The organism is Streptomyces sp. NBC_01618 (assembly GCF_045209435.1).
Taxonomy (GTDB): domain Bacteria; phylum Actinomycetota; class Actinomycetes; order Streptomycetales; family Streptomycetaceae; genus Streptomyces.
Genome location: NZ_CP109297.1, coordinates 4778023 through 4790707 on the forward strand (window position 1 = coordinate 4778023; position 12685 = coordinate 4790707).

16 protein-coding genes are annotated in these 12685 nt (G+C 67.9%); 14 read left to right on the forward strand and 2 right to left on the reverse strand.

The features are described from left to right. Positions 1-3 precede the first annotated feature (3 nt). The 14 genes from rpsE (at position 4) to truA (ending at position 9870) form a co-directional block, all read left to right on the forward strand. A complete protein-coding gene (rpsE, locus tag OH735_RS22325) occupies positions 4-609 on the forward strand; it encodes a 30S ribosomal protein S5 (protein WP_030914151.1) in 606 nt (201 codons plus the stop codon). Further along, complete coding sequence (gene rpmD, locus OH735_RS22330; RefSeq protein ID WP_030914154.1) at positions 609-791, forward strand: 50S ribosomal protein L30; 183 nt, start codon at positions 609-611, stop codon at positions 789-791. The genes rpsE and rpmD overlap by 1 nt, the downstream gene beginning before the upstream one ends. 1 nt (position 792) lies before the next feature. Next, positions 793-1248 carry a 50S ribosomal protein L15 gene (gene rplO / locus OH735_RS22335; RefSeq protein WP_018550610.1) on the forward strand — a complete coding sequence of 152 codons (456 nt, stop codon included), beginning with the start codon at positions 793-795 and terminating at the stop codon, positions 1246-1248. 216 nt (positions 1249-1464) lie between these two features. Next, positions 1465-2784 carry a preprotein translocase subunit SecY gene (gene secY / locus OH735_RS22340; protein ID WP_406383283.1) on the forward strand — a complete coding sequence of 440 codons (1320 nt, stop codon included), beginning with the start codon at positions 1465-1467 and terminating at the stop codon, positions 2782-2784. Continuing rightward, the gene (locus tag OH735_RS22345) at positions 2784-3440 is read left to right on the forward strand and encodes an adenylate kinase (RefSeq protein ID WP_406383284.1); all 657 of its coding nucleotides are present in this window, start codon (positions 2784-2786) and stop codon (positions 3438-3440) included. Before secY ends, OH735_RS22345 begins: the two co-directional genes overlap by 1 nt. A 137-nt stretch (positions 3441-3577) precedes the next feature. Continuing rightward, positions 3578-4414 (forward strand): type I methionyl aminopeptidase, encoded by an 837-nt coding sequence (map, locus tag OH735_RS22350; protein WP_406383285.1) that lies wholly within the window; start codon positions 3578-3580, stop codon positions 4412-4414. A gap of 290 nt (positions 4415-4704) precedes the next feature. Further along, positions 4705-4926, forward strand: coding sequence for a translation initiation factor IF-1 (infA, locus tag OH735_RS22355; protein ID WP_003956442.1), 222 nt, complete (start codon positions 4705-4707; stop codon positions 4924-4926). Between the two features lie 60 nt (positions 4927-4986). Next, positions 4987-5100 (forward strand): 50S ribosomal protein L36, encoded by a 114-nt coding sequence (gene rpmJ, locus OH735_RS22360; protein ID WP_003956441.1) that lies wholly within the window; start codon positions 4987-4989, stop codon positions 5098-5100. 194 nt (positions 5101-5294) lie between these two features. After that, positions 5295-5675, forward strand: coding sequence for a 30S ribosomal protein S13 (gene rpsM / locus OH735_RS22365; RefSeq protein WP_018519286.1), 381 nt, complete (start codon positions 5295-5297; stop codon positions 5673-5675). A 105-nt stretch (positions 5676-5780) separates the two neighbouring features. Then, positions 5781-6185: a 30S ribosomal protein S11 gene (gene rpsK, locus OH735_RS22370; RefSeq protein WP_006376016.1), complete on the forward strand. Its 405-nt coding sequence runs from the start codon at positions 5781-5783 to the stop codon at positions 6183-6185. Positions 6186-6215: 30 nt separating this feature from the next. Further along, positions 6216-6842: a 30S ribosomal protein S4 gene (rpsD, locus tag OH735_RS22375; RefSeq protein WP_093897256.1), complete on the forward strand. Its 627-nt coding sequence runs from the start codon at positions 6216-6218 to the stop codon at positions 6840-6842. A 106-nt stretch (positions 6843-6948) separates the two neighbouring features. Further along, on the forward strand, positions 6949-7971 hold the full coding sequence (locus OH735_RS22380) for a DNA-directed RNA polymerase subunit alpha (protein ID WP_003966937.1): 1023 nt from the start codon (positions 6949-6951) through the stop codon (positions 7969-7971). A 429-nt stretch (positions 7972-8400) separates the two neighbouring features. Next, a complete protein-coding gene (rplQ, locus tag OH735_RS22385; RefSeq protein WP_406383286.1) occupies positions 8401-8928 on the forward strand; it encodes a 50S ribosomal protein L17 in 528 nt (175 codons plus the stop codon). 87 nt (positions 8929-9015) lie between these two features. After that, positions 9016-9870, forward strand: a complete 855-nt coding sequence (gene truA, locus OH735_RS22390; protein WP_406383287.1) for a tRNA pseudouridine(38-40) synthase TruA — start codon at positions 9016-9018, stop codon at positions 9868-9870. Positions 9871-9892: 22 nt separating this feature from the next. Here the strand turns inward: truA and OH735_RS22395 are convergent, their stop codons facing one another. Further along, complete coding sequence (locus OH735_RS22395) at positions 9893-11794, reverse strand: hypothetical protein (protein WP_406383288.1); 1902 nt, start codon at positions 11792-11794, stop codon at positions 9893-9895. A 17-nt stretch (positions 11795-11811) separates the two neighbouring features. Beyond that, on the reverse strand, positions 11812-12663 hold the full coding sequence (locus OH735_RS22400) for a hypothetical protein (protein WP_406383289.1): 852 nt from the start codon (positions 12661-12663) through the stop codon (positions 11812-11814). Positions 12664-12685: the final 22 nt, after the last annotated feature.

The window sequence follows — 12685 nt, forward strand, 5'->3', positions numbered from 1 at the left end:
CCAATGGCTGGACCCCAGCGCCGCGGAAGCGGTGCCGGTGGCGGCGAGCGGCGGGACCGGAAGGGCCGTGACGGCGGCGCAGCTGCCGCCGAGAAGACCGCGTACGTTGAGCGCGTTGTCGCGATCAACCGCGTCGCCAAGGTTGTGAAGGGTGGTCGTCGCTTCAGCTTCACCGCGCTGGTCGTGGTGGGCGATGGTGACGGCACCGTCGGTGTCGGTTACGGCAAGGCCAAGGAAGTTCCCGCGGCCATCGCCAAGGGCGTGGAAGAAGCCAAGAAGAACTTCTTCAAGGTTCCGCGTATCCAGGGCACCATTCCTCACCCGATCCAGGGCGAGAAGGCTGCGGGCGTCGTCCTGCTGAAGCCTGCTTCCCCCGGTACCGGTGTTATCGCCGGTGGCCCGGTGCGCGCCGTTCTGGAGTGCGCCGGCGTTCACGACATCCTGTCGAAGTCGCTCGGCTCCGACAACGCGATCAACATCGTGCACGCGACCGTGGCAGCCCTCAAGGGCCTGCAGCGTCCCGAGGAGATCGCGGCTCGCCGTGGTCTGCCGCTCGAGGACGTCGCCCCCGCGGCTCTGCTTCGTGCACGTGCGGGAGCGGGTGCGTAATGGCTCGCCTCAAGATCACGCAGACGAAGTCGTACATCGGCAGCAAGCAGAACCACCGCGACACCCTGCGTTCGCTCGGGCTCAAGCGCCTGAACGACGTGGTTGTCAAGGAGGACCGTCCCGAGTTCCGCGGCATGGCTCACACCGTCCGCCACCTCGTGACGGTTGAGGAGGTCGACTGACATGGCGGAGAACAAGCCGCTGAAGGCCCATGACCTCCGGCCCGCCCCGGGCGCCAAGACCGCCAAGACCCGTGTGGGTCGTGGTGAGGCGTCCAAGGGTAAGACCGCCGGTCGTGGCACCAAGGGCACCAAGGCCCGTTACCAGGTTCCGGAGCGCTTCGAGGGTGGGCAGATGCCCCTCCACATGCGTCTCCCGAAGCTCAAGGGCTTCAAGAACCCGTTCCGCACCGAGTACCAGGTCGTGAACCTGGACAAGCTCGCGACGCTCTACCCCGAGGGTGGAGAGGTCACCGTGGCCGACCTGGTCGCCAAGGGTGCGGTGCGCAACAACCACCTCGTCAAGGTCCTCGGACAGGGCGAGATCTCCGTGGCGCTGCAGGTTTCGGTTGACGCCGTCTCCGGCTCCGCCAAGGAGAAGATTGCCGCCGCCGGCGGCACCGTCACCGAGCTCGTCTGAGACGACTCGATGGCCTGAACATCCGACCGGGGATGCCTCTCATTTGGGGCATCCCCGGTTGGTCGTTCCTAGGTGGGCATGGTCGCCGGTAAGGTGGCGTCCGTTGTTGTGTGGTATCCCCCTGGGCACCCGCCTGGGGACCTTTGACTGTTAAGTATTCGTCGATCCTCAATACCGTCACCTCTACGCTTTGCGCGGGGGGTCGCAGGAGGCACCGTGCTCACCGCGTTCGCCCGGGCGTTCAAGACGCCCGACCTGCGCAAGAAGCTGCTCTTCACGCTCGGCATCATCGTGATCTACCGGCTCGGGGCACACATCCCCGTACCGGGAGTGAGCTACGAGAACGTCCAGACCTGTGTTGATCAGGCCAGCAAGGGCAACAACAGCCTCTTCGGCCTGGTGAACATGTTCAGCGGTGGTGCACTGCTGCAGATCACGATCTTCGCGCTCGGCATCATGCCGTACATCACGGCCAGCATCATTCTTCAGCTGCTGACCGTGGTGATTCCCCGACTCGAGGCGCTCAAGAAGGAGGGGCAGTCCGGCCAGGCCAAGATCACGCAGTACACGCGTTATCTGACCGTCGCGCTCGCCATCCTCCAGGGCACCGGCCTGGTGGCCACCGCCACCAGTGGCGCGCTGTTCAGCGGCTGCCCGGTCGCCGACCAGATCGTGCCGAACCAGTCGATCTTCACGACCATCGTCATGGTCGTCACGATGACCGCGGGCACCGCGGCCGTCATGTGGCTCGGTGAGCTCATCACCGACCGCGGCATCGGCAATGGCATGTCGATCCTGATGTTCATCTCGATCGCCGCCAGCTTCCCCGGCGCCCTGTGGGCCATCAAGACCAGCGGCAAGCTGGCCGACGGCTGGATCGAGTTCGGCACCGTCATCCTGATCGGCTTCGTGATGGTGGGCCTCGTCGTCTTCGTCGAGCAGGCCCAGCGCCGCATTCCGGTGCAGTACGCGAAGCGCATGATCGGCCGCAGGTCGTACGGCGGTACCTCGACGTACATTCCGCTGAAGGTGAATCAGGCGGGTGTGATTCCCGTCATCTTCGCTTCTTCGCTGCTCTACATCCCGGCCCTGATCGTCCAGTTCTCCAACTCCACTGCGGGCTGGGCCACCTGGATCAAGGACCACTTCGTCAAGGGCGACCACCCGTACTACATCACGGCGTACTTCCTGTTGATCGTCTTCTTCGCCTTCTTCTATGTGGCGATTTCGTTCAACCCCGAGGAAGTCGCCGACAACATGAAGAAGTATGGTGGCTTCATCCCCGGTATCCGGGCCGGTCGACCTACTGCTGAGTACCTGAGCTACGTGCTCAACAGGATCACCTGGCCGGGCTCGCTGTACCTGGGTCTGATCGCTCTTGTGCCGACGATGGCGTTGGCAGGCTTCGGCGGCGCTAATCAGAACTTCCCCTTCGGCGGGACAAGCATCCTCATCATCGTGGGTGTGGGTCTGGAGACCGTGAAGCAGATCGAGAGTCAGCTCCAGCAGCGCAATTACGAAGGGTTCCTCCGCTGATGCGAATCGTCCTCGTCGGGCCGCCCGGTGCCGGCAAGGGAACGCAGGCTGCGTACCTTGCCAAGAACCTGTCGATTCCACAGATCTCCACGGGCGATCTCTTCCGCGCCAACATCAGCCGGGGCACCGACCTTGGCAAGCAGGCCCGCGCCTACATGGACGCGGGGCAGTTGGTACCGGACGAGGTCACCATCGGAATGGCCAAGGACCGCATGTCCCAGCCCGACGCCGAGAGCGGCTTCCTGCTGGACGGCTTCCCGCGCAACGTGGGCCAGGCCGAGGCCCTTGACGCCATGCTCAAGGACGAGGGCACCAAGCTGGACGCGGTCCTGGACCTCGAGGTCCCCGAGGACGAGGTGGTCAAGCGCATCGCCGGCCGCCGGATCTGCCGGAACGACGGCTCGCACGTCTTCCACGTGACGTACAACCCGCCGAAGGCCGAGGGCGTCTGCGACGTCTGCGGCGGCGAGCTGTACCAGCGCGACGACGACACCGAGGACACGGTGCGCACCCGGCTGGAGGTCTACCACACGCAGACCGAGCCGATCATCGACTACTACCGGGCCCAGAACCTGGTGGTCACCATCTCCGCGCTCGGCAAGGTCACCGATGTGACCGAGCGGGCGATGGAGGCTCTCAAGTCCGACCAGGGCTGAGCGCAGAACCCGCAGTACTTGTGCAGTCGGCCGCGGCGTCCATGGGCGCCGCGGCCGACTGTTTGCGCCGTATCGTTGTTTGAGTACGCCGCAGACATCACCGTTCGATGCAGTCCGATGCAGAGAGGCGCCGTGCAATGGTGCAGATCAAGACCCCCGAGCAGATCGCGAAGATGCGTGAGGCGGGGCTGGTGGTCGCTGCCATTCATGCGGCCACCCGCGAGGCGGCGGTGCCCGGCGCCACCACGCTGGACCTGGACCGGGTCGCCCGCAAGGTGATCGCCGACCACGGTGCGAAGTCGAACTTCCTCGGTTACGGCGGTTTCCCCGCGACCATCTGCACCTCGGTCAACGAGGTCGTCGTCCACGGCATCCCGGACGACAAGACCGTCCTCAAGGACGGCGACATCATCTCCATCGACGCCGGCGCGATCGTCGACGGCTGGCACGGCGACGCCGCGTACACGGCCTTCGTGGGCACCGGTCATGCTCCGGAGCTGATCGAGCTGTCGCGGGTGACCGAGGAGTCCATGTGGGCCGGTATCGCCGCGATGAAGGTGAACAACCGCCTCGTCGACATCTCGAAGGCGATCGAGTCCTACATCCGCCGCCAGCCCCGCCCCGCCACCGGCAAGTACGGGATCATCGAGGACTACGGCGGCCACGGCATCGGTACCGAGATGCACATGGACCCGCATCTGCTGAACTACGTCGCCCGCAAGCGCGGCAAGGGCATCAAGCTCGTCCCCGGCGTCTGCCTGGCGATCGAGCCGATGGTCTCCCTCGGTACGCCGCAGACCGAGGTGCTCCAGGACGACTGGACCGTGATCACGACGGACGGCACCTGGTCCTCCCACTGGGAACACTCGATCGCCCTCACCGAGCAGGGACCCCTGGTCCTGACCGCCCCCGACTGCGGGAAGGCGAAGCTGGCCCAGTACGGCATCGAGGCGGCGCCGGACCCCCTGGCCTGACTGTTCCCCGGCGGGCGGAGCCCGGCGCAGCTGCCCGAAGCCTGCGAGGCGCCCCGGCGCCGAGCTCGCGAGGGCTGCGTGTGGGAGGTGTCGGCAGCCGAGGCGGCGCCGGACCCCCTCGGCTGATATGACCCCCTTGTGGAGGTCTAAGGATCTCCCCGGGTGGGCAAACTTGACGGATTCGTCTTTTGGGGTCCGCTGACGTAGACTGACTCGTCGGCTCTCGTGCATCCGTGTGTCCGCATACGGCGCGGAGAGTCGATCAAGGTAGCCGATTCGAAAGGCGAAGCGTGGCCAAGAAGCAAGGTGCCATCGAAATTGAGGGCACCGTGATCGAGTCCCTCCCGAACGCCATGTTCAAGGTGGAACTCCAGAACGGTCACAAGGTCCTCGCGCACATCAGCGGCAAGATGCGGATGCACTACATCCGAATCCTTCCGGATGACCGGGTCGTCGTGGAGCTCTCCCCGTACGACCTGACGCGTGGCCGGATCGTCTACCGCTACAAGTAGATCTTGCCTGCACCCCGCTTCGGCGCGGTGACGGCACTGACCCGGAGAACCTGACATCCCATGAAGGTCAAGCCGAGCGTCAAGAAGATCTGCGACAAGTGCAAGGTGATCCGCCGTCACGGTCGGGTCATGGTCATCTGCGACAACCTGCGCCACAAGCAGCGCCAGGGCTGACGCTCGACCACCTGCATCTCGCAGTACTTCGCGCGACGCACGTAAAACGTACATACGCAGAGTCCGTCCAAGCTTCGGCTGACGACACCTCCGGCGGGGGCCGGGGACCCGGGCGTACCACCTCTCGTCACGAGAGGTCGGCGGTCGGGAGCGGCACTGCGGAAGACCCCCGAAATAACAACTGGAGCCATTGAATGGCACGCGTTTCAGGTGTTGACATCCCGCGCGAAAAGCGCGTGGAGGTTGCCCTCACCTACGTCTTCGGTATCGGGCGTACCCGGTCCAAGGAGATTCTCGCCACCACGGGCGTGAACCCGAACACCCGCGTTCGTGACCTGGCCGAAGAGGACCTGGTCAAGATCCGCGAGTACGTGGACGCCAACCTCCGCACCGAGGGTGACCTCCGTCGCGAGATCCAGGCCGACATCCGCCGCAAGGTCGAGATCGGCTGCTACCAGGGCCTGCGTCACCGCCGCGGTCTGCCGGTCCACGGCCAGCGCACCAGCACGAACGCTCGTACCCGCAAGGGCCCGCGTCGCGCGATCGCCGGTAAGAAGAAGCCGGGCAAGAAGTAGTCCTCAGCGGACGCACTGCGCATCTCCGGGCCACCGGTCATCCGCAGCAACCAGCGGTCTTCGCTGTAGGACCGATCACCTCCCCTCTCCATCTGGAGTCAAGACATGCCCCCCAAGGGTCGTCAGGGCGCAGCCAAGAAGGTGCGTCGCAAGGAAAAGAAGAACGTCGCTCACGGCCACGCGCACATCAAGAGCACGTTCAACAACACGATCGTCTCGATCACGGACCCCGCGGGCAACGTGATCTCCTGGGCCTCCGCCGGCCACGTCGGCTTCAAGGGCTCGCGCAAGTCCACCCCCTTCGCCGCGCAGATGGCCGCCGAGTCGGCCGCCCGCCGCGCGCAGGAGCACGGCATGCGCAAGGTTGACGTCTTCGTCAAGGGTCCGGGCTCCGGCCGCGAGACCGCGATCCGTTCGCTCCAGGCCACCGGCCTGGAGGTCGGCTCGATCCAGGACGTCACCCCCACTCCGCACAACGGATGCCGGCCGCCCAAGCGCCGTCGCGTCTGATCCGTCTGAAGCAACGGAGACAACTGGAAAATGGCGCGATACACCGGGGCCGACTGCAAGCGTTGCCGTCGGGAGAAGCAGAAGCTGTTCCTCAAGGGCAGCAAGTGCGAGAGCGCGAAGTGCCCGATCGAGATCCGTCCTTACCCCCCGGGTGAGCACGGACGCGGGCGCACCAAGGACAGCGAGTACCTTCTTCAGCTTCGTGAGAAGCAGAAGTGCTCGCGGATCTACGGTGTTCTTGAGCGGCAGTTCGTGAACTATTACAAGGAAGCGAACCAGAAGACCGGCAAGACCGGTGAGAACCTTCTGCGCATCCTTGAGACCCGCCTCGACAACGTGGTCTACCGGGCAGGCTTCGCCAAGTCCCGCGACCACGCCCGTCAGCTGGTGCGTCACGGACACATCGCCGTGAACGGCACGAAGACCGACATCCCGTCGGCCCGCGTCGCCGTGAACGACGTGATCGAGGTTCGCCAGAAGTCCAAGGCCCTGACCCCCTTCCAGGTGGCCCAGGCCGAGGCCGGCGAGCGCACCGTACCGGCGTGGCTCGAAGCCGTGCCGTCGACGATGCGGATTCTCGTGCACTCGCTGCCCGAGCGCCAGGTGATCGACACCCAGGTGCAGGAGCAGCTGATCGTCGAGCTCTACTCCAAGTAGCGGCTCGTGGGTCCGGGCGGTACGGCTCTTTCGGGTCGTGCCGCCCGTACCCTTGTCAGTATCTGGGGGCGTCAAATAGTGGGCGCCCACGACTGAAGGAACCAACATGCTTATCGCTCAGCGTCCGTCGCTGACCGAAGAGGTCGTTGACGAGTTCCGCTCCCGGTTCGTCATCGAGCCGCTGGAGCCGGGCTTCGGCTACACCCTCGGCAACTCTCTTCGCCGTACGCTCCTCTCCTCGATCCCCGGTGCCGCTGTCACCAGCATCCGGATCGACGGTGTCCTGCACGAGTTCACCACCGTGCCGGGCGTCAAGGAGGACGTCACCGACCTCATCCTCAACATCAAGCAGCTGGTCGTCTCCTCGGAGCACGACGAGCCGGTCGTGATGTACCTGCGTAAGCAGGGTCCCGGCCTGGTCACCGCTGCTGACATCGCCCCGCCGGCCGGTGTCGAGGTCCACAACCCGGACCTGGTCCTGGCCACGCTGAACGGCAAGGGCAAGCTGGAGATGGAGCTGACCGTCGAGCGCGGTCGCGGCTACGTCTCCGCCGTCCAGAACAAGCAGGTGGGCCAGGAGATCGGCCGTATCCCGGTCGACTCCATCTACTCGCCGGTGCTCAAGGTCACGTACAAGGTCGAGGCGACCCGTGTCGAGCAGCGCACCGACTTCGACAAGCTGATCGTCGACGTCGAGACCAAGCAGGCCATGCGTCCGCGTGACGCCATGGCTTCGGCCGGTAAGACCCTGGTCGAGCTGTTCGGTCTGGCGCGAGAGCTCAACATCGACGCCGAGGGCATCGACATGGGCCCGTCCCCGACGGACGCCGCGCTCGCCGCCGATCTGGCGCTGCCGATCGAGGAGCTGGAGCTCACGGTCCGTTCGTACAACTGCCTCAAGCGTGAGGGCATCCACTCCGTGGGTGAGCTCGTGGCTCGTTCCGAGGCCGACTTGCTCGACATCCGCAACTTCGGTGCGAAGTCGATCGACGAGGTCAAGGCGAAGCTGGCCGGTATGGGTCTCGCGCTGAAGGACTCGCCTCCCGGCTTCGACCCGACCGCCGCCGCGGACGCCTTCGGGGCGGATGACGACGCGGACGCCGGTTTCGTGGAGACCGAGCAGTACTGATTCGCCTCCGGCTGGGGTGCCTGGGTTTTGTCGGGTGCCCCGGGCCGGGGTGAGGCTTTGTCCTCAATCGCCGGACGGGCTTGATTTCGGCTCGTACGCGAGGGCTTTGTCCTCAATCGTCGGACGGGCTTGGGTTCGGGCTCGGGCGTGAGGGGGGTGTCCTCGATCGCCGGACGGGCTCGAGTTTGGCTCGTACGCGAGGGCTTTGTCCTCAATCGTCGGACGGGCTTGGGTTCGGGCTCGGGCGTGAGGGGGGTGTCCTCGATCGCCGGACGGGCTCGAGTTTGGCTCGTACGCGAAGGCTTTGTCCTCAATCGTCGGACGGGCTTGATTTGCTCGGTCGGCTCTTGATCTTCCGTGTGGCGTCCGCCGCGCGGGAACTGACACCGGTACCTGATACGGCCGGTGCAGCACACAAGGAGAAAAACCATGCCGAAGCCCGCCAAGGGTGCCCGTCTGGGCGGCAGCGCTGCGCACGAGAAGCTTCTTCTCATCAACCTCGCGAAGGCGCTGTTCGAGCACGGCCGCATCACCACGACCGAGGCCAAGGCCCGCCGCCTGCGTCCGGTCGCGGAGCGTTTCATCACCAAGGCGAAGAAGGGCGACATCCACAACCGTCGCCTGGTGCTGCAGTCGATCACGGACAAGGGCATCGTGCACACGCTCTTCACCGAGATCGCCCCGCGGTACGAGAACCGCCCCGGTGGTTACACCCGCATCACCAAGATCGGCAACCGTCGTGGCGACAACGCCCCGATGGCGGTCATCGAGTTGGTCGAGGCGCTGACCGTGGCCCAGCAGGCCACCGGTGAGGCCGAGGCCGCCACGAAGCGTGCGGTCAAGGAAGACGCCCTCAAGAAGGACGAGGCTCCGGCCGAGGTCGTCGAGGACGCCAAGCCGGCCGAGGCCGACGTGCCCGCCGCGGAAGCGGCCGACGTGGAGTCCAAGGACGCCTGAGCGTTCTGAGACCACTGGACGGGCCCGCATCACCCTTCGGGGCGGTGCGGGCCCGTTCCGTATGTACTGGCAGAAAAGGATCCTTCGGTGAGTGACGAAGTGGAGCCCGGCTCCGTGCGGCTGCGGCTGGACCTGGCGTACGACGGCAAGGACTTCTCCGGCTGGGCCAAGCAGACCGGCAGGCGGACCGTCCAGGGGGAGATCGAGGACGCGCTGCGGACCGTGACGCGGTCCTCACGGACGTACGACCTGACCGTGGCCGGGCGTACGGACGCCGGGGTGCACGCCAGGGGACAGGTCGCCCATGTCGATCTGCCGGGTGAGGTGTGGGCCGAGCACGCGGACAAGCTGCTGCGGCGGATGGCCGGGCGGATGGCGCCCGATGTGCGGATCTGGCGGATCACCGAGGCGCCGGCCGGGTTCAATGCCCGGTTCTCGGCGCTGTGGCGCCGTTACGCGTACCGTGTCGCCGACCGTCCCGGTGGGGTGGATCCGCTGTTGCGCGGTCATGTGCTGTGGCACGACCGGCCGTTGGACGTCGACGCGATGAACGAGGCGGCGGCCCGGATGGTCGGGGAGCACGACTTCGCCGCGTACTGCAAGAAGCGCGAGGGCGCGACGACCATCCGCACGCTGCAGAAGCTCGGCTGGGTACGGGACGAGGCTTCCGGGATCATGACGGCGACCGTGCAGGCCGACGCGTTCTGCCACAACATGGTGCGGGCGCTGATCGGAGCGGCGCTGTTCGTCGGGGACGGGCGGCGCCCGGCCGAGTGGCCCGCGCAGGTGCTGGCGGCACGGGTGCGGGATCCCGGCGTGCACGTGGTGCGGCCGCACGGGCTGACGCTGGAGGAAGTGGCCTACCCCGCCGACGAGTTGCTGGCCGCACGCTCCAAGGAGGCGCGCAACATGCGCACGCTTCCCGGGGGCGGCTGCTGCTGAGAGCCGCGGGCGGGACCCCCGTTCACTCGGGGGCCGGTGCCGCTGTGCCGACGGTCCGGCGCCGCTGTCGCCAGGCACCCGTCAGCCGGGCCGCCACGTACAGGGCCGAGATCGTGACCGTCGTCGCGCCGGCCGGGCTGACGTCGGGGCCCAGCCAGCCGCGGACCGCGGACGCCGTGAACAGCAGCAGGGCGAGGACGCGGACCAGCCACCAGCGCGGTGAGCGGGGCTCGTGGCCGTCCGGGGCCGAGGGGTGTTCGCCGTCCTGGGTGGTCATGGTGGAGCGCATGCCGGCCAGCAGGCCGCGGCGGGTCAGGAGCCGGGCGTCGGGGAGGGTGTCGAGGACCTCCGGGCGGTCGCCGAAGCCCGGGGGCAGCGGGGGCAGGGACAGGGCCGCCAGGAGGTCCGACTGGTGGCGGGGCGGGTTGCCCGTGGACCGGAGGATGTGGACCAGCGGGCGGGGGTCCGTGAGCGCGAAGGTGCGGGACAGGGCTTCGGCCGTGGTGGTGACCGCGGTGTGGTCGGGGGCCGGGGACGTGGCGTTCCACTCGTGGGCGGCCAGCGGTCTGCCCTTGAGGAACAGGGTGAACCCACAGCGTTCGGGCGTGCGGCGCAGGACCAGCGTGGGCCACTTCTCGCCCGTGGTGAAGTTGTCCGCCGCCGTGGTCAGCGGGTCCTCCGTGGACAGGACCGAGCGCTTGGCGGGCCGGGTCTCCGGGACGGCCTCGACGTAGGTGTGCGTGGCGGTCGCCGGGGCGGTGCGGAGCGAGACGCCGCACATCAGGGCGGCCTGCGCCACGTCCGCCGGGCGGGCCGCCGCTATCGCGACCGCGCACGGGGCGCCCGGCGCCCAGGCGGGGCTCGTGCGGGGCTGCGGGGGGCGGCCGAAGAACGGGGTCCGGGTCGCCACGTGGATACGGACGCCCGAACGGATCTCCAGGAACTCCTGGCGCGGGTCGTCGCCGAAGTACGCCCAGGGGTACTTCGTGGCATGGACGCCGATGCCGCGGAAGACTTCCAGCCCTTCGTCCCAGCGCTCCGTGCGCAGCAGCATCAGGGCCAGGTGGTTGCGGAAGCCCGCCGCCTCGTGGCTGCCCGGTTCGTACGCCGCCGAGAGGTCCAGGGCGCGGGTGACCGCCGCCGCGACGCGGGGTGCGTACGGGTCGGGGCCGGGCGGTGCGCCGGGGGAGGGGGAGGGGGACAGGACCGCGTATTCCAGCGCCGCGAACAGGGGCAGCGCGTGCAGTTTCGAACCGGGCGGGGCCGTATCGGCCGCGCTCTCGGCGAAGCCGAACATCTCCTCGTGCGAGCCGTGCCACTTGGCGCACAGGTACTGCAGGGCCGCGGCATGGCATCCGAAGTGGTGCGGGTCGCGCGCCAGGGCCTGCGCCCAGTAACCGTCGAAGACCTCGCGCGGGGCCTGGCTGCCGACCGCGTGGATCAGGGCGATGCGCCACGGCACGGGGTCGGCGGGGTTGAGTTCGGCCGCCCGCCCGATCACCGGCGCCGCGTCCTCCAGTAGCGCGAAGAAGGCCTGGAACTGGTCGCGCGAGACATGTCCGGCGCGTTCCGCCGTACGGATCTCCCAGGCCCGGTCGGTACAGAGGTCCGCCCGGACCAGAGCCGCGTCCGGGTCCGCGGGGGATTCGGCCAGCCAGGTGTCCAGCCAGCCGGGGTTGTGCAGGGCGGCCTCGGCGAGCCGGGACACGTAACCGTCCCGCAGCTCCCACTGGGTGTGCTCACGGGTCGCGGCGAGCAGCTCGCGGGCGGGGCCGTGGTCGCCCTCGGCGGCCGAGGTCAGGGCGGTGCGGAGCGCGGCGTCCGGGGCGTCGAGGACGACGGCCTCGTCCGGCGGCAGATCGGCGCCGATGGCCGCGCTGTGGCGCAGCACCCGGGGCAGGGTGAACAGGAACGGAAGACGCACGAGACACCCCGGGCGGGTCAGCCGACGGGTGCGGTGGCCGCGGCCGAGGCCTGGAGCTCGCCGCGGTGGCGGATCTGACGGAACGTGAAGTTCGTCAGGTCGTCCCCGGTGGCGTAGGCGTCCTTGTCGGCCGTGGTGACGTTCTTGCCGCTGGTGTACCCGGTGATGGCGAAGTAGGCGTAGCGGCCGTAGGAGTTGGCGGTACGGCGGCACACCGATCCGGGGGGACAGAAGGCCGGGACACCCGCGCCGCTCAGGGGGGCGATGCTGCCGCCGGCCTGCTCGGCGGCCCTCTTGGCCTGGGCCTGGGTCTCGAAGACCGCGAGGCCGACGGTGACGGCGATGCCGTCCCTGCTGTACGTGGCCCGGACGACCTGGTCGCAGCCGTTGTTGACGAGGACCGAACCGAGCGCGCCCTTGGTGGTCGTGGCGCAGCTCTTCGTCTGCTGGGTCGCGCCCTTGATGTAGCCGCGGTCGCCCATCGTCAGCTTCTTGCCGGGGAAGAACGCGTCGACGGTGATCGGCGCCCGGTCCTTCTTGACGTCGGATATGTAGTCCTTCGGGTCCGGCGGGGGCGGCGGTGCCACCGAGGAGAAGGACGGCTCGGGCTCGGCGGTGCTGCTCGGCAGGTCGGTCGGTGCCGGGAGCTCGCTCGCGTTCTTGCCGGTGCCGGGGGAGCTGTGGTTGCTGGTCGAGACGACCGCCGTCGCGACGATCGCGCCGACCACCGCGGTGGCGAGCACGCCGCCGCCGATCAGCAGCCACTTCTTGCGGCGGTTGCGCGCGGCGGACTCGTCGGCCAGCGCTGCCCAGTCCGGAGTCTGTGTGCCCCCGGGCCCCCAGGAGGGCCCCCCTTGCCCAAAGCTCATGCGGCGAATCCTAGTGCCCCTC